This window comes from Enterobacter sp. DSM 30060 (assembly GCF_013375955.1).
Lineage (GTDB): Bacteria > Pseudomonadota > Gammaproteobacteria > Enterobacterales > Enterobacteriaceae > Enterobacter > Enterobacter intestinihominis.
Genome location: NZ_CP056118.1, coordinates 2937162 through 2961212, shown reverse-complemented (window position 1 = coordinate 2961212; position 24051 = coordinate 2937162). Strand labels below are relative to the sequence as shown.

Here is a 24051-nt window from a genome sequence, read left to right as displayed (position 1 = left end):
TCAATTTTGCCAGTGGGGATGATATTGCTTTACGTTTCAGGATGCCGGACAATGACATTTTTAACTCACGATTAACATTACGATGAAACACCCGTTAGAATCGCTGCTCACCGCAGGGGGCATTTTGCTGATGGCCCTGCTCTCCTGTCTGCTGTTACCTGCGCCGTCGCTGGGTCTGGTGCTGGCGCAGAAACTGGTTCAGACCTTTCATATGGTCGATCTGAATCAGCTGTACACCATTCTGTTCTGTCTATGGTTTTTGGTGCTCGGCGCCATCGAATTCTTTATCCTGCGTTTCATCTGGCGCCGCTGGTTTTCACTGGCGTCGTAAGCCAGTAAGATCGCGCATCCCGTGGATCAGCGCTTCACACCAGGCCGCGTAGTCGTGGCCGCTGGATGAGGGGTGGAAGCTGACGCGATAGCCTTTTTCCTTCAGCACCTGTTCAAAATCCTGCGTGGTGCGATAAATGCCGCCGCCCGGCCCCGTGGTTTCAAACTTTCCGGCCTGTAACCAGAAGCGCACCGGATACGGCGGCGACTGCTGGTACTGACGCGTCAGCCAGCCGGGGGCGTCACCTTTCGGCGCCCACCAGTAGGAGCCGGAAAGGCTCAGCACGTTGCCAAACAGGCGCGGATAGCGCAGCGCCACCCATGACGAGGCAATTCCCCCGTAGCTCGACCCCGCCAGCACCGTTTTCTGCCGCTGCATCGCGATGCCCAGCCCGCGCAGCCACGGCAGCAGCTCGTGCGCCATAAAGTCAGCAAATTCCGGGTTCGGCGGCAGCTCGTTGCCGCGACGGGCGTGATCGAGGCTGTCGATAAACACCACGTTAATCGGTGGCAGGTGATGCCGGGCAATCAGACCGTCCAGCACGTTGGCAAAATGGTATTCGTCCTGATAAATCTGCCCGTCGAACAGAATTAACGTCCAGCGTGCGGGCTGTGCGCCGCGCGGTTTGTAGATCATCACGTCGCGGGCGTTGCCGAGGATGTGGCTGGAAAAACTCTGACGGCTCAACGTCCCGTGCACCAGCGGCTTTGCCGTGGCCTGAACGGAGCAGTAGCGCGCCGGGCTGAGATCGAGCAGCGAGTAACGGTTCCATCGATCCGCCTTCTGCTCCCCAAAGGTGTTCGGGTTAAGCGGATCGGCCTGTGCGCTCACCAGGATGGCGCGGCGTTGATCGCGGGCAGAGCCTTCAACGATCGGCACATCGGGGGCGAGCTTATATTGCATCACCGTATCAGCGGGGACCACGTAGCTGCGGAACCAGACGTCGCTGTTGCCCAGGCGGAACAGCGGATCGTGATCCCCCGCCGGAGAGCCGAGAATGAAGACGTTATCCCGCGCGCCGCGCCACAGAAAGGTCACGCGCTTATGGTTCGCATCTACCGGTTCCACCATTGGCGTTCCCTGTCGACGCTGCGCCTGCCAGAACGCCTCGGTACTTCCACCGGCAGAAATGACGTTTGCCAGCGCCTTTAGCGTCGGGCTTTCTGGCGCCAGCATCTGCACGCGTGGTAACGGAGAGGTCTCTTTCATCCGCCACTGAAAACGCCACGGCTTACCGGCTTCGCCGTGTAGCACCAGCGAGGTGTTCTGTTTCACCGGCAGGGCAAACAGCAGCGTGTGTTCCCCGTCCGCAGGACCATTTTCGATCAGCGTGCGAATGCGGCGGTTTTGCCCATCCAGCAGGCGCGCATCCGTCACGCCATTCAGCGTGGCGGAAACGTAATTTTCACCCAGTTCAGGCAGGGAGAAGCAGACTTCGCCGCTGGCATCAAACTTTCCCTGAACATCGCCCTGCCGGGACGACTGCTCGCACGTTGCCGCCACGGCGGGCAGCGCGCCGATCCCCAACAGCAACCCACTCCATACCCTCTTCATTACCGCTTGTTCCCCAACGAAATTTGCTAATAACGCTAATGCAAATGGTAATAATTTGCAATATCATCAACGGCGATTTACCGGTGTTTTTATGGCGATAGCAACCAAGGACGTTCAATAAAAATGTTTAAAAATAATAAGATAATGTATCTCTGGCTGATGAGTCTGGCGACGACCAGCGTCGCGGCTCATGCAGAAATGAAAGAAGAAACGATTACGGTGACGCAGGGCGTGAGTGAAGAGCCCACTGCGCCCGTAAAAGGCATTGTGGCGACGAAAACGCTCTCCGCCACCAAGACCAGCGCGGAGATTGTGAAGACGCCGCAGTCGGTATCGGTGATCACCCGCGATCAAATGAACATGCAGGACGTCACATCCGTTTCGCAGGCGCTGCGCTACTCGGCGGGCGTGTTTACCGAATACCGGGGCTCGTCTAACCGTAACGACGAGGTGTTTGTGCGCGGCTTTAGCTACGTGCCAAAATTCCTCGACGGCTTAAGCTTTGGCGCAACGGCCTCATCACAGACGGGCACAGTTGACCCGTGGCTGCTGGAGCGCGTGGAGCTGGTGCGCGGCCCGGCGTCGGTCCTGTTTGGTCAGGTGAATCCTGGCGGGTTAATCAGCATGACCAGCAAGCGCCCGACGGCGGAGGCCATTCACAACGTGCAGTTCCGCACCGGCAATAACGATCTCGCCGAAGGTGCGTTTGATTTCGGCGGCAGGCTGAGCGACGACGGCCGCGTACTGTATCGCGTGAACGGTATCGCCCGTACGCAGCATAATCAGGTGGACGATTATAAAGAGACGCGGATGGCGATCGCCCCGGCGATCACCTGGTATCCGAACGATCAGACCCGCTTTACGCTGCTGACCAGCTACCAGAAAGATCCGGATGCCGGATACCGCAACTTCCTGCCCGCGTATGGCACGGTGAAAAGCGTCGACGGGAAGTACATCCCGCGCGACTTTAACGTCAGCGATCCGAATTACAATCAGTCCTGGCGCGAGCAGACGATGATTGGCTACGAGCTGGAACACCAGTTCGCCGACAACCTCACCTTCCGCCAGAACGCCCGTTACGCCACCATCAAGCAGAAATACCGTTATCTGGTTTACGCCAACAGCGCGGCCAACAGCACGGTGTTGACCCGTCGCGCCCAGCGTGAAGAGCGCACGACCAATGAATTTGGCCTCGATAACCAGCTGGAATATCTGCTGGAGACCGGGAGCGTCAGCCATACCCTGCTCGGCGGGTTTGATTACAAGACAAGCAAGGATAAACAGCTGCTGGCGCGCGGGAGCGGCTCACAGTATGACCTCGACTGGACAACCCCGGTTTACGGCGTGAACGTGGATGAAAGCACCTTCAAAACGGCCTCCGACGAGCAGCAAAATCTCGACCAGATGGGGCTGTATCTTCAGGATCAGATGAGCTGGAACAACTGGGAGTGGCTGGTTTCCGGGCGCTACGACTGGAGCGAAGTGCGTACCAACGACTTCACCGATAATAGCTTTACGCAGCAGAACGACAGCAAATTTACCTGGCGCACTGGCCTGCTGTACGCGTTCGATTTTGGTCTCTCGCCGTACATCAGCTACAGCACGTCGTTTGAGCCGAACCTGCAAACCAACCGTGCGCCGGGCGTCGCGCCATTCAGGCCAACTACCGGGGAGCAGACCGAGATTGGCCTGAAATATCAGCCGGTCGACACCACGCTGATGACTCTCGCGCTGTACGATTTAACTCAGGACAACGTAGCGACCTATAACAGCGCTGAAGGCTGGTTCGAAAATGCGGGCAAGGTGCGTTCGAAAGGCGCTGAAGCGGAAATCCACGCCACGCTGATGGATAACATCAACCTGATTGGCTCCTACACTTATACCGATGCAAAAACCGAAAGCACCACGGTGGCGGGAACAGAAGGCAAAACGCCTGCGCGCATTCCAGCGCATATGGCATCGGCGTTCGCCAGCTATACCGTTCCGGGCGGCGTGCTGAAGAGCCTGACCGCTGGCGTGGGGATGCGCTACATCGGCACCAGCTACGGCGATGCGAAGAACACCTTTAAGGTGCCATCGGTGGATCTGTATGACGCGATGCTGCGCTACGATCTGGGCGAGATGAACCGCAGCCTGAAAGGGGCAAGCGTGCAGTTCAACGTCAATAACGTGGCGGACACGAAGTATGTGGCGTCATGCGCAAGCGATACGGCGTGCTTCTACGGGATTGGCCGGACGGTGACGGCGACGGTGAATTATCGGTGGTAAGGGATTTGTAGGCCCGGTAAGCGCAGCGCCACCGGGCAATTACGGGCACCGAGCCCACAAAAAAGCCGGGTGGCGGCTACGCCTTACCCGGCCTACACGCGACATGTTAATGTGTCTGGCTATGGTTCTCTTTGCGGTACGCCCCGGGCGGCTGGTTGAAGGTGCGGGTAAAGATGCGGGTAAACGTCTGCTGCGAGTCAAACCCGTAGCGCAGGCAGATATCGTACACGCGCTCGTCTGACTCACGCAGATCGCGCGCCGCCATCAGCAGCTTGCGTTCGCGGATGTAGCGCCCCAGACTTTCGCCTTTGTACTGCATAAACAGCCGCTGTAAATGCCATTTTGAGTAACCCGCATGGCGGGCAATCTCTTCGATGCGTAACGGCTGGTGTAGGTTGTCATCAATCCATTCGACAATCGTATCAATGACCTGAGCGGAAATCGTCATACTGCTCTCCCCCTCTGCTTCTCGCTTAAACATTATTCCCACCACTCGCGAAATTGTTGCGTGGTATCACTCACCCGCACGGGCTCGCCCAGCTCCGGTGTCAGCAGCCGGTAGTTTTTATCCTTGCTGGCTTTCGCCAGCTGGATCAGTGGATCGTTCCAGGTATGTTTCGCCAGCACAAAACGCCCGTTATGTCCCGGTACGACCGCTCTGGCATTGAGATCTGCCGAGGCCTGCGCCGTTTCCGCCGGATGCATATGGATGTACTTCCAGTCCTGGTCGTACTGGCCGTTTTCCATAATGGCTAAGTCAACTCCGCCAAACTGCTCGCCAATCGCTTTGAAGTGCGGGCCATAACCGGAGTCTCCGCTGTAGTAGACCTTCTGCTCCGGAGAGACAAACATAAAGCTGCCCCACAGGGTCTGGTTACGCTTAATGCCGCGCCCGGAAAAATGGCGCGCCGGCAACACGTGAACCGTCAGCGCATCGCTGATACGTACCGACTGGTTCCAGTCCCGCTCGTCGATAATCTCAGGGTTCATCCCCCAGTAGCGCAGATGCGAACCCACGCCCAGCGGGGTGACCACGCGCTTAACCTTCGGCAGCAGCGCCTTGATGGTGGCGTAATCCAGATGATCATAGTGATCGTGGGAGATAATCAGCAGGTCGATCTCCGGCATGCTCTCCGCACGCCACGGGTACTCCCCCGCAAAGGCTTTATTGAGGAAGGAGAACGGTGCGGCGTAGTTACTCAGAACCGGATCGATCAGGATTCGTTGCCCCGCCAGCTGCATATACCAGGAGGAGTGGCCGAGCCACACCAGCGTGTCCTGTTCAGGCGACAGGCTCGCCAGATCGGTTTTCACCAGCGGCAGCGGCTGCGCAGGACGGGCGTTTTCGGTTTTACGGGTAAGAAACTGCCACCACGCCACCAGCATATTTTGTTGCCCGGTAAAGCCCGGCGTAGGGAGCGTGTTATGGAATTGCCCGTCGCGATAGTGCGGAGAGGCCTCCACTTCAGAGAGCTGCGCACCCTGCGGTGGCTGGCCAAATCCGGCATTCAGTACAAACGGTAAACTGGCAGCTGAAGCAATAATCATGACTAACACCACGCAGATGAATAGAGGCTTTTTCATTATCCTGACCCGCCAACGCGCCCTGTCCGATAGTTTGCGCGGGTTGAACTTGATTATGAGTGAGTAAGCACTCATTATAGATAGGATGATTACGCCGTCAAGAAGGTTTTCGATCTTTGACATTCCGCGTTGCAGCGTGGCAAAGCACGTGTTTCAATCAGGGTTTTTACAATTGACGGGAGGAAAAATTTAGTGGCACGTCCGAAGAGTGAAGATAAAAAACAGGCCTTACTGGAAGCAGCAACGGCTGCGTTTGCGCAGTCAGGTATTGCCGCCTCAACGGCGTTAATTGCCCGTAATGCGGGCGTCGCTGAAGGGACACTGTTTCGCTACTTTGCTACCAAAGACGATCTGCTGAATGCCCTCTATCTGCATCTGAAGCAGGATCTTTGCCAGACCATGCTGGCAAACCTCGATCGCACCATCACCCAGCCAAAAGAGCATACCCGTAATATCTGGAATAGCTATGTGGACTGGGGCATTCGTAACCCCCTGGCGCATGCGGCTATCCGCCAGATTGGCGTCAGTGAAAAGCTGAACATTGAAACCGAGCAGGCGGTGAAAGACATGTTCCCGGAAATACACGAACTGTGTCACCGCTCGATGCGCCCGGTGTTTATGTCTGACGAGTTTAAGACCTTCGGTGATGCAATATTCTTATCGCTGGCTGAAACCACCATGGAGTTTGCCGCGCGCGATCCGTCCCGTGCCGTCGATTTTAAAGCGCTGGGCTTTGAAGCCATGTGGCGCGGGCTTGCTGAGGAAGAGAGCCATGGACAGTAAAGCCTTGCAGGAACATGCCAGACGCGTCGCGCTGGAAATGCCTTTTACCGAACATTGCTGGCCGTTTGGCCCGGAGTATGACGTGTTTAAGGTGGGCGGGAAAATTTTTATGCTGATGGCGACCGCTCACGGTCGGGCCCACGTCAGCCTGAAATCCGATCCGGAAAAATCGCTGCTCAATCAGCAGATCTACCGTGGCGTGGAGCCTGGCTACCATCTGAATAAAAAACACTGGATCTCCCTTTATGGCACGGACGACATCACGCCTGAACTGGTCACCGACCTGATTACGGATTCGTGGAATCTGGTCGTTGATAAACTGCCGAAAAAAGATCAGAAGTGGATTCGGCCAGCCTGATTGTTCGTCTGAGACGAACAGAATAAGCGCTCGAATCGCACTTATCTTTTCCCGCTTCGCGCGGTAATCTGCTTTCCTTTCACGCCCGCCTGCGGGCGAATTTCATCACCAGGAGTTGTTATGGATATTATTTCTGTCGCCCTGAAACGCCACTCTACCAAGGCGTTCGACCCAGCCAAAAAACTGACCGCAGAAGAAGCGGAAAAAATCAAAACGCTGCTGCAATACAGCCCGTCCAGCACCAACTCCCAGCCGTGGCACTTTATTGTTGCCAGTACTGAAGAGGGTAAAGCGCGCGTGGCAAAATCCGCGGCGGGCACCTATGTGTTTAACGAACGCAAAATGCTGGATGCCTCTCACGTGGTGGTGTTCTGTGCGAAAACCGCGATGGACGATGCCTGGCTTGAGCGCGTCGTCGATCAGGAAGAGGCTGACGGCCGTTTCGCCACGCCAGAAGCAAAAGCCGCGAACCACAAAGGCCGGTGCTATTTTGCCGACATGCACCGCGTGGATCTGAAAGATGACGACCAGTGGATGGCGAAGCAGGTTTACCTGAACGTCGGCAACTTCCTGCTGGGCGTGGCCGCGATGGGCCTGGACGCAGTGCCGATTGAAGGCTTCGATGCCGCAATCCTCGACGAAGAGTTCGGCCTGAAAGAGAAAGGCTTCACCAGCCTGGTGGTGGTGCCGGTTGGGCATCACAGCGTTGAGGATTTCAATGCCACGCTGCCGAAGTCTCGCCTGCCGCTGAGCACGATTGTGACTGAATGCTAATGAAAATGGGCCGCTGCATGCGGCCCGTTACGCTTTACTGATGACAAGCCTGCGATGCGGATGGACCTCACGATCGTTTCCCCAGGCAAAAGCAATCCAGCGCTCTTCCAGCTCAGCGTAGGAATTTACGGGCGTTAACGTCCACTCTTCTCCCACCGTACCGTCCGCCACACTAATGCGATAGTTCATGGTAAACGCCCAGTCGATCATGCGCAGCCAGAACCGTTGCCCGTCTCCCGTTTGTTCGCTGTCAGAGACAACGATGTCGTATTCGCTTAGCACCCACTGAAAAAAGAGTTGTGGCAACCCGCTTATCACGCGTTGATGAACGGCACGTGGCGTACGCCACACCATCACCTGCGTGGCGGCACCGTGGGGAAAGGTAATTTCTTTATGAAATTTAAGCTTTACGGCATACGCCGTATAAGGTTTGCCGTCATCGGTGGTCACGAGACGATATTCATCACCATAACGCGATTTCAGGAGCCGGTATCCCACAGGCAGCAGAAACCCCGGCAGATGAAAATCCGCCGTACCTCGTGCCAGGAACGCTTCGGTGTGTTCGACGTTTCGGGAGATAAGGCCGAGTTTTTGGCTGAAGTCTGCGGAATCAATCATCAGTGGCGACATTTGTTGTTTCTCATGGCGTGAGTATAGTCGACTTAATCCCTCATCGAAATGATGTCGATTCAGTCGGTTGGTTTAAGTTAAACGCCACCTTATACCTGTCTCATCCGCTTAGCAGAGCCAGCTCTTATTCCCTGAAAGCCCCTCGCAAAAAACTTATTTCCCCTGCGCCTCCAGCCACGCCATCGCCCTCTCCCCCGCCTCGTCCACCGGTAAATAGACCAGCAGCCGCGATCCGTTTCGCGGCGCAGAGTACCAGTACATCTGCTGGAGATGAAAATCCCCCAGCTCGGGATGGGTGAACAGCTTGAGCTGGTTCTCCACGCCGCGCACGTCGTTACGCTGGTGCCACAGGGTTTTGAACTCCTCAGACACCGCAAAAAAACGCGCCAGCTTCGCTTCCCAGAGCGGGTCGCCACGGTGCTCGGCCATTGCCGCGCGGAAGTAGGAGACGAAAATCGGCAGCACGTCGTCACGTTTGCCGAGCCGCGCGCGCCACGCCGGATGGGTGAGGAACAGGTAAATACAGTTGCGATCTTCCGGCGGGATAGCGTTGAAATCGACGCCCATCAGGTGTCCGAAGCTGTCGTTCCACGCCACGATATCGAAATTCGGTTTCTGAATACTGGCAGGCTTCGGCATCAGGGTATCCAGCAGGCGACGCGTGCCTTCGCTGATCCCCTCACAGCACACCGCCTGCGGGGCTTCGCCCGGCGGCAAACCGGCAAGCACAAAAAGATGCCGGGCTTCGGTCGGGGTGCATTGCAGCGCTTTTGCAATGGCGGCCATCACCGCGCTGGACGGATTGACGTCCCGGCCCTGTTCCAGCCAGGTGTACCAGGTCACACCGACATCCGCGAGCATCGCTACCTCCTCCCGGCGCAGGCCCGGCGTGCGGCGACGGCCGCTGCGCGGTAAGCCGAGCCGCTGCGGATCGAGGCTTTCGCGCCGGGCACGCAAAAACGCGCCCAGCTGCTTGCGGGTGTCATCCTGGAGAGAGGTGACAGGTTCAGACATCAGCGCCATAACATCTCCTGCATGGTAGTGCCAGTACCAGTATAAGTAAGAACTGGTACCCGTTTATCAGATGGTTGATGCTACGACTCTACGCTGTTTGACGCAATGGAGTCACCATGAATACGTCAGTTGTTTCACCGGGTCGTGCGGGCCTGATATTGCTGTTAACCGGCCAGATGCTGCCGCTGATTGATACCTCGATCACCAACGTGGCGCTGGATTCCATCACCCATTCGTTACACGCCACCGCCACCGAACTGGAGCTGATCGTCGCCCTCTACGGCGTGGCCTTTGCCGTCTGCCTGGCCCCCGGCAGCAAGCTGGGCGATAACCTTGGCCGCCGTCGCTTGTTTATGTGGGGCGTGGCGAGTTTTGGCCTGGCCTCGCTGCTGTGCGGCATGGCGGGCAATATCGAACAGTTGCTTGCCGCGCGCATTATTCAGGGCGCGGGCGCCGCGCTGATCATGCCGCAAATTCTCGCGACGTTGCACGTGACGTTAAAAGGAACGGCACACGCCAAAGCGATCAGTCTGTTCGGCGGTATCGGCGGTATTGCGTTTATCGTCGGCCAGATGGGTGGCGGCTGGCTGGTGTCGGCGGACATCGCCGGGCTTGGCTGGCGTAACGCCTTCTTTATCAACGTGCCGATTTGTCTGGTGGTGCTGGCGTTGAGCCGTCGCTACGTACCGGAAACCCGCCGCGACACGCCGTCGCGCATTGACTGGACCGGGACTATCCTGCTGACGGCGATACTGTGCTGTCTGCTGTTTCCGATGGCGCTCGGCCCGCAGTGGCACTGGTCGTGGCCGCTGAAGGCCGCGCTGCTGGCGATTGTGCCGCTGGTCTATTTGATGGTGTTAAACGCGCGTAAGAAAGAACGTGAGAATGCCCACCCGCTCATCGCGCCGCGCCTGTTGCAGCTGCGCAGCATCCGTTTTGGCGTGCTGATCGGGATACTCTTTTTCAGCGTCTGGTCCGGGTTTATGTTCTGTATGGCGCTGACCATGCAAAGCGGTCTGGGGATGGCGCCGTGGCAGTCCGGGAACAGCTTTATCGCGCTCGGCGTCACCTATTTTATTTCCGCCTGGTTCGCCCCACGCCTGATTGCCCGCTACAGCACCAGCGCCATCCTGCTGACCGGGCTTGCGATTCAGCTTGTCGGCCTGGTGGCGCTGATCGCCACGTTCCGTCACTGGGGAATGCAGAATACCGCGCTGACGTTGGCCCCGGCCACCGGGCTGGTGGGTTACGGTCAGGCGCTGATTGTAAACAGCTTCTACCGTATCGGGATGCGCGATATCCAGCCTGACGACGCAGGAGCCGCGAGCGCGATTTTAAGTACGCTGCAACAGGCTGCGCTGGGGCTTGGCCCGGCCATTTTCGGCGCGATTTTGCTGCACGGGCTGCAAAATCATCACGGAGATTACACCCAGGCAGTCAACGTCTTCCTGATGGTGGAAACGGCCATGATGGTAGTGCTGGCGCTGGCCACGCTGCGTATGCGCCATCGTCTGTGTTTACCGGTCGTCAAGGCCTGTCCGGCGACAAAATAAAACTGCCTGAATTTGCATAATAGATCCGCAGCCGCCATTATGGGGCTGCATCAATACAGGAGACGTTATGCAGGAATTAATTGCTCAGGTTGAAGAGTTAGGGATTGAAATTAATCACACCACCTCTTTAGTGATTATCTTTGGTATTATTTTTCTTACAGCCATTATCGTTCATTTTATTCTGCACAAAGTGGTGCTGCGCGCCTTCGAAAAACGCGCGCAGGCCAGCAGCCATTTATGGTTGCAGATCATTACGCAGAACAAGTTATTTCACCGTCTGGCGTTTACCCTCCAGGGGATAATCGTCAACGTTCAGGCGGTTCTGTGGCTGCAAAAAGGCAGCGAAGCGGCGGAAATGCTCACCACCTGCGCAAAATTGTGGGTGATGGTCTATGCCCTGCTCTCCTTCTTCTCGCTGCTGGATGTGATTTTTAATCTGTCGCAGAAAATGGCCACCGCATCACAGCTGCCGCTGAAGGGGATATTTCAGGGCATCAAGCTGGTGAGCGCCATTCTGGTGGGAATATTAATTATCTCCCTTCTGATCGGTCAGTCACCCGCCATTCTGATAAGCGGCCTGGGTGCGATGGCTGCCGTTCTGATGCTGGTCTTTAAAGACCCAATACTGGGCTTAGTGGCCGGTATTCAGCTCTCCGCCAACGACATGCTGAAGCTCGGGGACTGGCTGGAGATGCCGAAATACGGGGCCAACGGCACGGTGACCGACATCGGCCTGACCACCGTTAAAGTGCGCAACTTCGATAACACCATCACCACCATCCCGACCTGGGCGCTGGTGTCCGACGCGTTCATCAACTGGAGCGGCATGTCAGCCTCCGGTGGTCGCCGCATCAAGCGTAGCCTGAATATCGATACCACCAGCATTCATTTCCTCGATGAGCAGGAGCAGCAGAAACTGATTCAGGCGAAACTGCTGAAGCCGTATCTGGCCGCGCGTCATGAGGAAATTAACCTGTGGAATCAGCAGAACGGCGAAGGGGAATCGGTATTAAACCTGCGCAAGATGACCAATATCGGCACCTTCCGTGCCTATCTGAATGAATATCTGCGTAACCACCCGCGTATTCGTAAAGATATGACGCTGATGGTGCGCCAGCTCGCGCCCGATGCCAACGGGCTGCCGATTGAAATATATGCCTTTACCAACACGGTGATTTGGGCAGAATACGAAGATATTCAGGCCGACATCTTCGATCATATTTTCGCGGTGGTGGATGAATTTGGCCTGCGTATTCACCAGTCGCCAACCGGAAACGATATTCGCTCGCTGGCTGGCGTCATCGCCAGATAATCAGGTGCTGACGCGGGAAATAAAGCGCCAGTCCATCATGACCCTTTCCGTGGGCGCATCCGGGTTGTCGATCTTATTTAACAGCAGATTGACCGCCTTGCGCCCGATATCCCGCGACGGTTGTTCAATGGTGGTGAGAGAAATCATCTCCGCCAGCTCGGTGCCGTCAAAACCCACCACCGCGATATCTTCTGGCACCCGCAGCCCTGCCTGCTGAATGGCGCGCAGCGCCCCCGCCGCCAGCGTATCGGAAACGGCAAACACCGCATCCGGCGGGTTTGCCGTTAACAGATTTTGCATCGCCGCCATGCCCGCACTGGAGCTGAGCTCACTGGCGTACTCCACCGCCTGATAGTCCAGATCCCGCAGGTGTATGACGCTCTTGTAGCCGCGTTCGCGCAAACGGGCATATTTGTAGCTGAGGTCGTGGTTGATGAGCGCAATGCGTTTGCGGCCCCCGTCGGCAAGCTGGCTGACAACGTGCTGGGAGGCATCAACATCGTTAATCCCCACGCAGGAGACCGCGCCCGCATCGGCGTATTCGGCGCACTGCACCCACGGCGCGTTGCCAATCAGCGCGGCCAGCTCCGGCAGCTTCGAGAACGCATCCATGGTGATAATGCCATCGACGATTTTGCCGGAGAGCAGGCTTAAGCCCGAGCGGGAGCGCTCAATATCCGAGCCGGAGTTGCACAGCAGAATGCGATAGCCGTTCTTTTCCGCCTCGGCTTCGATGCCCTTCACCACTTCGGCACAGAACGGGTTGGCGATGTTCGAGACCATCACCAGGATCATATAGCTGCGGGCGGTGCGCAGCTGACGCGCCAGCAGATTGGGCTGGTAGTTACTCTCCTGGATCGCCTGCAAAACGCGCTCGCGGTTTTTCGCCTTCACGGTATCGCTGTTATTCAGTACGCGAGAGACCGTTGCCACGGATACCCCGGCCAGTTGAGCGATTTTCTGAATTGACATAGCGACGATACATCCTGCGGTTAGCGTTTTGTGCAGGCTACCATAAATTGGTTGCCCGGCGAACCGGGCAATGCGTCAGTATTCCACACGCACCCAGCGCTGCTGCTGATGGCTTTTCACAATCGCATCAAGGATATACATCACACTGGCGCCATCGTGGAAGGTGGCAAACTGCGGATTATCCGGCATCGCTCCCGCCTGCACGGCACGGTAAAATTGCGCCATCATATTTTTAAAGGCATCCGGCCAGCCTTCAATGTGTCCGCCGGGGAAATGGGCGCTGTCGGCCACATCACGGTTCATCAAACCCGGATCGTCGCTGAGCGTCTGGTTTGCCCGGGTGCGATGGCCGATCCACAGCTGCTGCGGGGTTTCCTGATCCCACGCCACCGATTGCTCGCTGCCGTTAATTTCAAAGGTCAGGCGGTTTTTTCGCCCCGCGCTCACCTGCGAGACGCTAAAGCTGCCCTTGCTGCCGTCGTCAAAACGCAACAGCACCGAGCCGAAGTCTTCGGTAGTGACCAGTTTATCTTCATAGTGAGCATGTTCGTCGTGCGTAAACGTCTGACTGCCCGCCACGTTAGCCTTGCGCGTCGGCCAGACGATGGATAAATCAGCCATCACCTCAGTAATGCGCCTGCCGGTGACATACTGCACCGTATCGCACCAGTGGGAGCCGATATCCGCCACCGCCCGCGATGCGCCGCCGAGCGCGGCATCCACCCGCCAGTTGTAGTCGGTTTCCAGCAGCATCCAGTCCTGCAAATAGCTGCCGTGCGAGGCAAACAGCCGCCCGAGGGTGCCCGCGCGCATCATGCTCGCCGCCTGGCGCACCATCGCAAACTGACGATAGACAAAGCTCACGCCATGCACCACGCCCGCCTGCTCTGCCAGCGCCACCAGCTCGCGCGCCTCGTCCGGTGTCATGCACAGCGGCTTTTCGGAAAACACGTGCTTGCCCGCGCGCAGGATCTGGCGGTTAATCTCCGCGTGCAGGTGGTTCGGCGTGCAGTTGTGCACCGCATGCAGATTGGAGTGCGCGAGCAGTTCTTCCACGCTGGCGTAAGCATGCGGCACATTTAGCTGGCGCGCCTTTTCCTGCGCCTTAACGAGCGAACCGTCGCAGAGCGCGACCACCTGCACAAACCCGAGACGCCTGAGCGCCTCGATGTGTGCCGGGCCAATAAACCCGCTGCCGATAATCCCGACGTTAATCATGGCTGCCCCCTGCGGCGAAATCATCAAACGCCCGTCCGGAAACGGGAATAATGTGGCGGCGGATAAATTCGCTGCCTTCACTCGCGCCAGTATCGCCATCCTTCAGGCAGCACTCCCACTCCAGCACCGCCCAGCCGTTGTAGTCGTACTGGGTCAGCTTGCTGAAGATGCCCTTAAAGTCGATCTGCCCGTCACCCAGCGAGCGAAAACGTCCGGCGCGGTTGATCCACGGCTGGTAGCCGCCGTAGACGCCGCTGCGCCCGCTGGGGCGGAACTCCGCGTCCTTGACATGGAACGCTTTAATGCGCGCATGGTAGAGATCAATAAAGGTCAGGTAATCCATCTGCTGAAGCAGCATGTGGCTCGGGTCGTAGAGAATGTTGCAGCGCGGATGGTTATCCACCAGCGCCAGAAAACGCTCGAAGGTTACGCCGTCGTGCAGATCTTCCCCCGGATGCAGCTCAAAGCAGACGTCCACGCCCTGCTCGTCGAAGGTATCCAGTATCGGCCGCCAGCGGGTTGCCAGCGCCTCGAACGCCTCCTGAAAACGCTGCTCGTTGTGCGGCGGCCACGGATAGAAAAATGGCCAGGCCAGCGAGCCGGAGAAGGTGGCGTGCGCTTTCAGGCCTAATCGGGCCGAGGCGACCGCCGCCTGCTTCAGTTTTTCCGTCGCCCACGCCTGACGCGCCGCATCGTTACCGCGCACGGATGCGGGTGCGAAGTGGTCAAACGCCTCGCTGTAAACCGGGTTCACCGCCACAAGCTGCCCTTCCAGATGGGTCGACAGCTCGCTGATGACCAGCCCGTGCGCGGCCAGCTTAGCGGTGATGTCGTCGCAGTAGGCCTGACTCTCTGCGGCTTTCTCCACATCAAAGATATGCGGATGGTTGCAGGGGATTTGCACCGCTCTGTAACCCTTCGACGCCGCCCATTCTGCCAGCCCGTCGAGCGTGTTGAAGGGCGCTTCCCCGCCAATAAACTGCGACAGAAAAATGCCCGGTCCTTTCATTGTCCTCATACCACCTCCAGAACATTACGCCTTGTCATCGTCATACTTAAACGTGAGAAGGAAAATCAGCGCGATCGCCGCGGCAGCCACCGCCGGGATCCACCAGAATGTAACCCACGCCTGCGGCACGGTCTGCCCTGCCACCAGGCGGTTGTAAAGCGCCCCTGAAATCTGCGAGCCGAGCAGCATGCCGATGCCGTAGGTGAACATCACGATCATGCTCTGCGCCTGGCCTTTGACCTTTTCTCCCGCCACGCGGTCGGTGTAGATAAAGCCGACGACAAAGAAGAAATCGTAGCAGACGCCGTGCAGCAGAATGCCCAGATACAGCAGAATGCGCCCCTCCTCGCTGACACCCAGCGCGAACATGGCATAACGTACGAACCACGCCAGCATGCCGATCAGCAGCATATATTTCACGCCCAGGCGGCGGAACAGCAGCGGAATAACCAGCATGAAGACGATCTCAGACATCTGCCCGAAGGACATGGCGGTGCTGACGTCGGCAATGCCGGCATCCGCCAGATACGAGGCGGTGTAGGCGTAATAGGTGCCGAGCGGGACGGAGATCAGCATTGCGCAGACGGAGAAGACGAAGAAGTGGCGGGTTTTGAGCAGCGCAAAGGCGTCCGCGCAGAAGAGATCGCGCACCTTCACAGGCAGGCCTTTCGCCGGTGCAGGAGTGTGCGGCAGCGTCAGGCTATAGAGCGCCAGCAGCACGGAGCTGACCGCCGCCACCTGGAAGATGGTCACGCTGGACGCCACGCCGGTGACGCCGATAAAAATGCCCGCCACGATCCAGCCGATGGTGCCAAACACACGCACCACCGGGAAAGTTTTATCCACGTTTGCCAGGCTGTGGAACGCGATGTTGTTGGTCAGCGCCAGCGTTGGCATGTAGCAGAGCGTGTAGCCAAACAGCAGGCCAATCAGCAGCGCGCCGTTCTCAGCAATCAGCGCCCCCGGCACGAACCAGAGGATCGCCGCGCCCGCGAGGTGCATCACCGCCATCACCTTCTGTGAAGCGAAGAAGCGGTCCACCAGCATCCCGAGCACGAACGGCGAAAGAATGGAGGCGATGGGCCCGGCTGAGAACGCATCGCCAATCAGCAGTGACATGTTGTGCCGGGTCATCACCAGGCCAAGCGTGACCGACCAGCTACCCCAGATAAAAAATTGCAGAAACATCATCAGCGACAGACGCGGCACCAGCAGCCGGTGCTGCGTTATCGCCTTTTCACTACTCTCAGTTGACACCATGATAAGCCTCACCCGGAAAAAGTAATCGATTACAAATTCGTTCAAATGAAAAGTAATCGATTACAAAACAAAGATCCTGTGGATCGAAACAGAATTGGGAGAGGGGTCACGATAATGGTGAAGGGGAGGTGCCGGGTGGCGGCTTCGCCTTACCCGGCCTACTAAATAACGTCCCCGAACATGTAGGCCCGGTAAGCGCAGCGGTGCCGGGCGTGAAGGCGGGTAGTGTGGTGCTGTCTGGTTTGGTGCGGTCTGGTGCCCTCACCCCGGCCCTCTCCCACAGGGAGAGGGAGAAAACCGCGCTACTTTTTGCGTGAAAGCTTAAACGCGATAAACAGGAACACCACCCACACCGGCAGCAGCATCGCTGACAGGCGCATCTCATCCATGGTGCACATCAGCACCAGAATCAGGCCGAGGAAGGCGATACAGATGTAGTTCCCCGCCGGATAGAGCAGCGCCTTGAACTGCGTCTCGCGCCCCTTGCGGCGCATCGCGGCGCGAAAGCGCAGGTGCGCCAGGCAGATCATGATCCAGTTCAGCAGCAGCGTGGCGACAACCAGCGCCATCAGCAGGCCAAACGCCTCTTTCGGCAGCAGATAGTTGATCAGCACCACCAGCGAGGTGATAGCGCCGGAAAGGAACAGCGAATTGATCGGCACGCCGCGACGGCTGACGCGGGTAAGGAACTTCGGCGCGTTGCCCTGTACGGAGAGGCCAAACAGCATGCGGCTGTTGGAGTAAACCCCGCTGTTGTATACCGACAAAGACGCCACCAGAATGACGAAGTTCAGCGCGGAAGCCACCACGTTGCTGTTCAGGTCATGGAAGATCATCACGAACGGGCTGCTGTCAGATTTTACTTCCACCCACGGATAGAGCGCCAGCAGCACCACCAGCGAGCCGATATAGAACAGCAGGATACGGTACACCACCTGGTTGACCGCTTTCGGAATGCTTTTGTGCGGATCGCGCGCTTCAGCAGCGGTGATGCCAATCAGCTCCAGACCGCCAAAGGAGAACATAATGACCGCCAGCGAGAGGATCAGCCCTTTCCAGCCAGTCGCCAGGAAGCCGCCGTGCTGCCACAGGTTGTCGATCGATGCACGCTCGCCGCCGTGGCCGGAGAACAGCAGCCACAGGCCAAAGCCGATCATGCCGATAATCGCCAGCACCTTGATCAGCGCAAACCAGAACTCGGTCTCGCCATACATGCGCACGTTCACAAGGTTAACGGCGTTAATGATGATGAAGAAGGCCGCCGCCCAGATCCACGTCGGGACATCCGGCAGCCAGTACTGCATATAGATGCCTGCGGCGGTCAGCTCCGCCATGCCCACCAGCACAAACATCACCCAGTAGTTCCAGCCGGAGAGGAAGCCTGCGAACGGACCCCAGTATTTATAGGCAAAATGCGCGAAGGAGCCGGACACCGGCTCTTCAACAACCATCTCGCCGAGCTGGCGCATGATCAGGAAGGCGATAATCCCTGCGAGAGCGTAACCCAGCAGAACCGCCGGGCCAGCCATTTGAATGGCGGGGCCGATGCCGAGAAACAGCCCGGTACCGATCGCGCCGCCAAGGGCAATTAACTGAATATGTCGATTTTGCAAACCACGTTGCAGCGTCGGACTCTGATCCGACGAAGCTTCAGCGCTACCATGGCCTGAAGCGGATGACGCGTCTTTCACGCCCTACCCCTGTCTCTTTTTTAGAAGGGGCACGTTTTAACACTTCATGCTGGTGGTAGCAAGCTTAACGCCGGGCCAGCGCATGCGCCCGGCGGATAAACGTCACGACCCGATGATCCCGCCGTCTGCTTTGACGATCACCACCGTTGACGATCGCGGACGCCCGTTCGGACTCGCGTCTGGCCAGCTGGAAACAGCGCGAGGGTTGGCCGGGTCGGTAATATCATCCCCGCCCTCCCCCGGATGCTGAATGTTGATAAACAGCGTCCGGTTGTCTGGCGTAAATGCAATGCCGGTGATTTCGCACCCGCGCGGCCCGGTCAGGAATCGGCGATACTCGTTGGTGCCTGGAATGGTAGCCACCATCTGGTTATTGCCCATCCCCTCGTACGCTTTCTTATTGATGGTGCTGGAGGAGACATCGGTCTGGATCCACAGGACGCCCTGGTGGTCAAACGACAGGCCGTCCGGGCTGCCAAATTCCGCGCCCTGCATCGAGCCTTTGGCCTTCGGATCGTCGCCGCCGGTGCGCCCGGCCATGACCAGAATATCCCACTTAAAGCGTGCGGCGGCAGGATCGGCCCCCTCTTCGAGCCAGTGCATAATATGCCCGTACACGTTGTTGGCGCGCGGGTTAGCAGCATCGACCGGTGCCTTGCCCTCTTTCCCGCGATCGCTGTTGTTGGTGAGCGTACAGTAGACGCTGCCGCTGGCGTGCGGATCGACGGCTATCCACTCGGGGCGATCCATCTTCGTTGCCCCCACCACGTCGGCCGCCAGACGGGTTTTAATCAGCAGATCGCCCTGGCTTGCAAAACCGTTGCTTTTATCCAGGCCATTTTGCCCGAAGACAAGCGGCAGCCAGTCGCCGCTGCCGTTTTCGTTGAACCTGGCGACGTACAGCGTGCCGGACGTCAGCAGCTGCATATTGGCTTCACGGTTCGCGGGATCGTATTTTTTATCCGAAACAAATTTATAGATGTACTCAAACTTTTGGTCGTCACCCATATAAACCACCACGCGATTATCGGCGGCGAGCGTGACGGCTGCCCCCTCATGCTTGAAGCGGCCCAGCGCGGTGTGCTTGCGCGGGGTGGAGGTCGGGTTGTAGGGATCGATTTCCACGACCCAGCCGAAACGGTTGGGTTCGTTAGGGGTTTTATCGACGCTGAACCGCTCATCCACCTCGTTCCAGCGGTACGATTCATCGCTGTCGCTAATGCCGTAGCGTTTTTCCAGCGGGTTGAGATCGGCTTTTTTCACAAATATGTCCGACCAGTTCTCCTCGCAGGTGAGATAGGTCCCCCACGGCGTGTGGCCGTTGGCGCAGTTCTGCATGGTGCCCAGAACGCGTTCCCCCTGCGGATCGGCGGCGGTTTTCATTAAGTCCTGATGCCGCGCCGGGCCGGTAAGCTGCATCGGCGTATTGACGGTAATACGGCGGGCGAACGAAGACGGACGCACCACCTCCCAGCCGCTGCCCGTTTTTTTCACTTCCACCACCGACACGCCCATCGCGTTCTGCCCCTTGCGGGCTTTGTCGAGGCTCCAGTTCGCCGTACCGTCCGTAAACAGCATTCCGTTGTCGATGTATTCATGGTTCATCGCCAGCAGGCCATGCTCCGGGCTTTGCCCCCCCTGCGGCAGGCTAAACCACGCCATGCCGTCGTGGTGCATGCCCGCCTGCACGGCCTGTTCGTCTGTGGTATTGCTGGCGTCCGGTTTAAACGCCGGCATGTTGTTTTTGATGCCTGTCGGATCGCCCCAGCGATAGAACGGGCGGGCAATATAACCTTCCGGCACCCTGACCGTATCTTCCGTGGAGACGTCGATGCTGGTAAAGCCCAGGGAAACCGCTTTTGCCAGCGCGGACGGTTTTGAGACCGCGGCGATCGCATTCTCGGGTGTGATCAGATACGGGAATGATACGGCTGCCCCCGCTACGGCCCCCATCTGGAGAAAACGGCGGCGGGAGAGGAACACCTCTGCCACCTCGGAGAATACCGGGTTAGCGCTGCGGTTACTGATATCGTCGCGATGTTCTTTTTTAAATACGGATTTGAGGGGTCTGCCCATTGCGGCTTCCTGTCATTGGCCAAGAGGTAAGGATGTGGCGACCAGTGTAAGAAGCTTTTATTACAATTTTATAACACGACAACGAAGGGATTGGGGCGTCCCTGCCCCGGATAACGAGGTGGAACGCTTAGAACTCGTAGCCAACCGAGACCTTAAAGGTACGCGGCTCGCCCTGAGTGATGTAAGTACCGGAATCATCCACGCTTGACCAGTAGTTCTCGTTGGTCACGTTGTCGATGCCTGCGCGCACGGTCATCTGGTTTTCATTGTGGTTCACCGCGAAGCGATAGCGCATGCCCAGATCCAGCGTGGTGTAGCTGTCCAGCTTTTTGGTATTCGCCAGGTCAGCATACTGCGTGCCGGAGTGGTTAACGCGCGCAGTCGCCGTCAGGCCCTCAATCGGCTTGATATCGTATTCTGCCCCCAGCACGGCGTAGAAGCTCGGAATACCGATCGCGTCGTTCCCCTGGTTCACGCCGTTTTTAGTTTTGGTCAGCTCGGCCTGAAGCCAGGTGGCGCTGGCGTTCAGACGCATCCCAAGCATTGGCTCGCCGAAAACGTTCAGCTCCACGCCACGGTTACGCTGTTCAGCGTCCAGGCCGTAGTGGCCGCTGTCGTCGAGGATAGCCGACGGCATTTTGATCTCAAACAGTGCCAGGGAGCCGCCCACGCGGCCAAAGTCCGCCTTTACACCCACTTCGTTCTGCTTAGAGTGCACGATACCGGTGCTCTGGCCGTAGTTGTTTGCTGAGCGAGGCGCAGTTTCACCGGGCTGTAACGCCTCGGTGTGGTTGGCGTAGAGGGAAATTTCCTCCCACGGCTTATAGACCACGCCGTAGGTTGGCATCCAGCGGCTACCGTCAAAACCGTCCGCGTCGTTTTCCGCACCGGTAATTTTGTTGTACCCGCGAATCACCACTTTCTGATGGCGTGCGCCTGCGGTAAACAGCAGTTTGTCGTCCAGCACGCCCAGGGTATCGCTCAACAGCCAGCCCTGCGTGCGGGTGCGCCCACTGGTCAGCGGATCGCTGTATTTGCCGCCTGAGCCGCTGAAGTTGCTGCTGTCCGGCATAGCAACGCCAGTGTTGTGGTAGATGTTGGTGGTCGGGTTATCCGCCGCGGCAGACATTTTCCACGCGATTTTTTCGTTTTTGGTCATCGCCGAATACCCGACATTCACCTTGTGCGAGACGAAGCCGGTCATGAAGTTACCGCGAATGCCCGCCATGCCGCTGACGGAATCGCTGATGCGGTTGGTATCAAGGCGGCTGACCGTCGCATTACCGCTTTTATCCAGGAGCTTCGGCGCGCTGTAGATCCCCTCTTCGTGCGCGTGCTGTGCGCCGAGGCCGGTATAGGCCGTCCAGCTATCGGTGATGTCGTACTCGCTGCGCCACATGCCGAATTCGTTTTCGATATCGCTGTAGGCCCACTTCTGCGAGAAGTTGCGATCGTTCTTCGGTGGTTCAGGCACGAAGTCCGCCGCCGAGATGTTGACGCTGGTCGGGCTGCCGTGGAAGGTTTTTTTCTGATAGCCCAGGTCCAGCGAGGTGCGGAAACGGTCACCTTTGTAATCCAGACCGGTGGAGAGCAGCGTGGTGCGGCGGCGGTCGTTCGGCACGCCGGTTTCGCCTTCACGATGCACAAGGTTCACCCGCGCGCCGAACTGGTCGTTATCGCCAAAGCGACGCCCCGCATCCAGCGTGGTGCCAATCTGGAAACCGAGGTGTAGTCGACGCCCACTTTCGCCTGCGGGATGTCGCCCGCGTGTTTTGGCTCAAGGTTGATCATCCCGCCCACGCCCGAGCTGGCCGCGCCGTTCATCAGGGAGTTGGCCCCTTTGAAGATCTCGATGCGGTCAACCATCTGGGCATCCACCACCTGACGCGGCAGTACGCCGGACAATCCGCCAAAGGTCATATCGTCGCCGTCAAACTTCAGGCCGCGGATACGGAAGGTTTCCGCGCTGTTGCCGTACCCCTGAACGAACTGCACGCCCGCGTCGTTAGCGACCACGTCAGCAATGGTTTTCGCCTGCTGATCTTCCACCAGCTTCGAGGTGTAGCTAATGATGTTGAACGGCACGTCCATGGCGTTCTGCTGCCCGAGCATCCCCATACGTCCGCCGTTAGCCACCTGGCCGTCGAGGAAGGCCGGAAGCAGCTGGTCACCGCCGGGTTTGAAATCACTCCCCGCCGTGGACTGGACCACGATGGTGTCCTCTTTTTTCTCTTCCGCCGCAAAGGCGGAGTGTGTAACCGCGCCGATGGCAATCGCCAGCAGCGTTTTGTGCATTGTGGTGTTGTTCATAATGAGCTCTTAACGTGCGCGCAAAAATGGCCCGTTGTCGGGCCTTAGTATTTATCAAATGAAATGCAAATGAGAACTATACGCATTATATATACGTAATCAAGCGTCAACGAGGAGTACTGCGCGAGAAGAGGTTAAAAACGATGTGGGGGAGAAGTACGGCGCACAACCACCCCCAGACAGGGGTGGTTGCTAAAGCATTATTTTTTCTTGTAAATATCGGCGGTGCCGTGAATTTTGTTGTTTGTATTACCGGAAGTCAGCACCAGTACATCAGCACCTTCTTTATCGGCCTTTTCGACCAGCTCTTTTTTCGCATCGTCGACAGAGACTTCGTTAGCCGTGCTCACGGTACCGATTTTTTCGTACTGAGACTCAACTTTTTCGAATTCGTTTTTTGTCATCATTTCAGCCGCAAAGGCGTTGGTGGTAAACAGAAACGCGGTGCCCAACAAAATAGCAGTCGTTTTTTTCATAAACTTTTTCCTTAAGATTAATGAGCAACTACGAAAAGCCCCCACGCGAAACGGTGAGGTGTAATGAGCATGGTAGAGGATTGGCGAAAATGCCATATACCAGGGAAAATTCTTTTATAACAGGCTGTTGTCCTGCATGAATAAAGGGTTTAAGCGGTATTTGAACGCGCCAGATACTTCCTCTGGACGATTTTATGGTGTCGTCTGATTTTTTTTGCGATCAGGCGTTTTTCCCAACGCCGGTGGGATTCAATGGGAATACCAATGCGCAGGCTGGCCGTCACGTTGTCTTCAACAATCCTTTTCGCGTTACAACGCTTCCCGGACAGATCGATGATCCTTATTCCTTTTTCACTCAGGATGAAGTTCCCGCCGTGCGCATCCCCGGAAATGATTTTCAGATTGTGCATTTTCTGCATACTGTGTCGGATTTCACGCTTTATGTCCGGCGTGATCGCGGGAAGAACGCGTAACTCCGGACCGGGGACATACTCAAACAACATGAGCGAGATTTTTGCGAATCTGAAAATCCGGCGTTCAGCCAGGAGATAAAAATCATTCGGGAAGGTATGACCTTGCCTGCCGGCATAGTCGATCCGCTCAATCAAATTTTCGTTGGGGTTAGGCGTAAAAAACGATTTGAAAAATTTTTCTATCCTTTTTTTCCTGGGGGAGTAAATCTTTAATACAAACTGTCCGTAGGGGGTATTCAGTAAAGAGACGTGGGTATGCGGAAGGCTTTTAAATACCATCTGAACGCTGAGTCGTTTTACATTACAGGACAATATATCGTCCAGTATTTCCAGGTATCGTGTATCGTTATTTTTATAACAGACGTGAAAACCACGGTATTTCATTTTTGTAATCATAATAATGTG

General features: G+C 57.2%; 20 protein-coding genes and 1 pseudogene. 7 read left to right on the top strand and 14 right to left on the bottom strand.

Annotation, left to right across the window (positions count from 1 at the left end):
- Window positions 1–82 precede the first annotated feature (82 nt).
- Window positions 83–331 (top strand): DUF1158 domain-containing protein, encoded by a 249-nt coding sequence (locus HWQ15_RS14050; RefSeq protein ID WP_003858875.1) that lies wholly within the window; start codon window positions 83–85, stop codon window positions 329–331.
- On the opposite strand, the gene HWQ15_RS14045 is transcribed toward HWQ15_RS14050, so the two are convergent.
- On the bottom strand, window positions 317–1885 hold the full coding sequence (locus tag HWQ15_RS14045; RefSeq protein ID WP_063149188.1) for an alpha/beta hydrolase-fold protein: 1569 nt from the start codon (window positions 1883–1885) through the stop codon (window positions 317–319). The genes HWQ15_RS14050 and HWQ15_RS14045 overlap by 15 nt on opposite strands.
- A 123-nt stretch (window positions 1886–2008) precedes the next feature.
- Here HWQ15_RS14045 and HWQ15_RS14040 point away from each other — a divergent pair, with 123 nt between their 5' ends.
- Window positions 2009–4153, top strand: coding sequence for a TonB-dependent siderophore receptor (locus tag HWQ15_RS14040; protein WP_063149187.1), 2145 nt, complete (start codon window positions 2009–2011; stop codon window positions 4151–4153).
- Between the two features lie 106 nt (window positions 4154–4259).
- On the opposite strand, the gene HWQ15_RS14035 is transcribed toward HWQ15_RS14040, so the two are convergent.
- Together HWQ15_RS14035 and HWQ15_RS14030 are read right to left on the bottom strand one after the other, a co-directional pair.
- Entirely contained in the window at window positions 4260–4601 is a 342-nt protein-coding gene (locus HWQ15_RS14035; RefSeq protein WP_017694370.1) for a RamA family antibiotic efflux transcriptional regulator, read from the bottom strand.
- A 32-nt stretch (window positions 4602–4633) separates the two neighbouring features.
- On the bottom strand, window positions 4634–5737 hold the full coding sequence (locus HWQ15_RS14030; RefSeq protein ID WP_022647332.1) for a RomA family MBL fold metallo-hydrolase: 1104 nt from the start codon (window positions 5735–5737) through the stop codon (window positions 4634–4636).
- Window positions 5738–5929: 192 nt separating this feature from the next.
- Here HWQ15_RS14030 and HWQ15_RS14025 point away from each other — a divergent pair, with 192 nt between their 5' ends.
- From HWQ15_RS14025 to nfsB, 3 genes are all read left to right on the top strand, one after another.
- On the top strand, window positions 5930–6520 hold the full coding sequence (locus tag HWQ15_RS14025) for a TetR/AcrR family transcriptional regulator (RefSeq protein ID WP_176587396.1): 591 nt from the start codon (window positions 5930–5932) through the stop codon (window positions 6518–6520).
- Entirely contained in the window at window positions 6510–6878 is a 369-nt protein-coding gene (locus HWQ15_RS14020; RefSeq protein WP_022647330.1) for an MmcQ/YjbR family DNA-binding protein, read from the top strand. Before HWQ15_RS14025 ends, HWQ15_RS14020 begins: the two co-directional genes overlap by 11 nt.
- A gap of 120 nt (window positions 6879–6998) precedes the next feature.
- Window positions 6999–7652 carry an oxygen-insensitive NAD(P)H nitroreductase gene (gene nfsB, locus HWQ15_RS14015; protein ID WP_003858884.1) on the top strand — a complete coding sequence of 218 codons (654 nt, stop codon included), beginning with the start codon at window positions 6999–7001 and terminating at the stop codon, window positions 7650–7652.
- Window positions 7653–7679: 27 nt separating this feature from the next.
- Here nfsB and HWQ15_RS14010 read toward each other — a convergent pair whose 3' ends face one another.
- A complete protein-coding gene (locus HWQ15_RS14010; RefSeq protein ID WP_023299508.1) occupies window positions 7680–8282 on the bottom strand; it encodes a hypothetical protein in 603 nt (200 codons plus the stop codon).
- Between the two features lie 153 nt (window positions 8283–8435).
- On the bottom strand, window positions 8436–9305 hold the full coding sequence (locus HWQ15_RS14005; protein WP_022647328.1) for a helix-turn-helix transcriptional regulator: 870 nt from the start codon (window positions 9303–9305) through the stop codon (window positions 8436–8438).
- Window positions 9306–9412: 107 nt separating this feature from the next.
- On the opposite strand from HWQ15_RS14005, the gene HWQ15_RS14000 reads away from it, so the two are divergent.
- Window positions 9413–10849, top strand: a complete 1437-nt coding sequence (locus HWQ15_RS14000; protein ID WP_063146562.1) for an MFS transporter — start codon at window positions 9413–9415, stop codon at window positions 10847–10849.
- Window positions 10850–10916: 67 nt separating this feature from the next.
- A complete protein-coding gene (locus HWQ15_RS13995) occupies window positions 10917–12161 on the top strand; it encodes a mechanosensitive ion channel family protein (protein WP_022647326.1) in 1245 nt (414 codons plus the stop codon).
- On the opposite strand, the gene HWQ15_RS13990 is transcribed toward HWQ15_RS13995, so the two are convergent.
- The 9 genes and pseudogenes from HWQ15_RS13990 to HWQ15_RS13950 all read right to left on the bottom strand — a co-directional run bounded on the left by HWQ15_RS13990 (window position 12162) and on the right by HWQ15_RS13950 (window position 24042).
- Window positions 12162–13133: a LacI family DNA-binding transcriptional regulator gene (locus HWQ15_RS13990; RefSeq protein ID WP_063149186.1), complete on the bottom strand. Its 972-nt coding sequence runs from the start codon at window positions 13131–13133 to the stop codon at window positions 12162–12164. It lies immediately after the preceding gene.
- A 75-nt stretch (window positions 13134–13208) separates the two neighbouring features.
- Window positions 13209–14351: a Gfo/Idh/MocA family protein gene (locus HWQ15_RS13985; protein ID WP_045621285.1), complete on the bottom strand. Its 1143-nt coding sequence runs from the start codon at window positions 14349–14351 to the stop codon at window positions 13209–13211.
- Window positions 14344–15369 carry a sugar phosphate isomerase/epimerase gene (locus HWQ15_RS13980; RefSeq protein ID WP_063149185.1) on the bottom strand — a complete coding sequence of 342 codons (1026 nt, stop codon included), beginning with the start codon at window positions 15367–15369 and terminating at the stop codon, window positions 14344–14346. Before HWQ15_RS13980 ends, HWQ15_RS13985 begins: the two co-directional genes overlap by 8 nt.
- 15 nt (window positions 15370–15384) lie before the next feature.
- Complete coding sequence (locus tag HWQ15_RS13975) at window positions 15385–16620, bottom strand: MFS transporter (RefSeq protein ID WP_023299501.1); 1236 nt, start codon at window positions 16618–16620, stop codon at window positions 15385–15387.
- 302 nt (window positions 16621–16922) lie between these two features.
- Window positions 16923–18311, bottom strand: coding sequence for a phenylalanine transporter (gene pheP / locus HWQ15_RS13970; RefSeq protein ID WP_176587395.1), 1389 nt, complete (start codon window positions 18309–18311; stop codon window positions 16923–16925).
- 102 nt (window positions 18312–18413) lie between these two features.
- Window positions 18414–20387, bottom strand: a complete 1974-nt coding sequence (locus tag HWQ15_RS13965; RefSeq protein ID WP_063216044.1) for a PhoX family phosphatase — start codon at window positions 20385–20387, stop codon at window positions 18414–18416.
- Window positions 20388–20514: 127 nt separating this feature from the next.
- Window positions 20515–22697 (bottom strand): annotated as a pseudogene (locus HWQ15_RS13960) (TonB-dependent receptor).
- A 200-nt stretch (window positions 22698–22897) separates the two neighbouring features.
- Window positions 22898–23173 (bottom strand): DUF1471 family periplasmic protein YahO, encoded by a 276-nt coding sequence (yahO, locus tag HWQ15_RS13955; protein WP_022647318.1) that lies wholly within the window; start codon window positions 23171–23173, stop codon window positions 22898–22900.
- A gap of 149 nt (window positions 23174–23322) precedes the next feature.
- Complete coding sequence (locus HWQ15_RS13950; RefSeq protein ID WP_023305620.1) at window positions 23323–24042, bottom strand: lipopolysaccharide core heptose(II) kinase RfaY; 720 nt, start codon at window positions 24040–24042, stop codon at window positions 23323–23325.
- Window positions 24043–24051 lie beyond the last annotated feature (9 nt).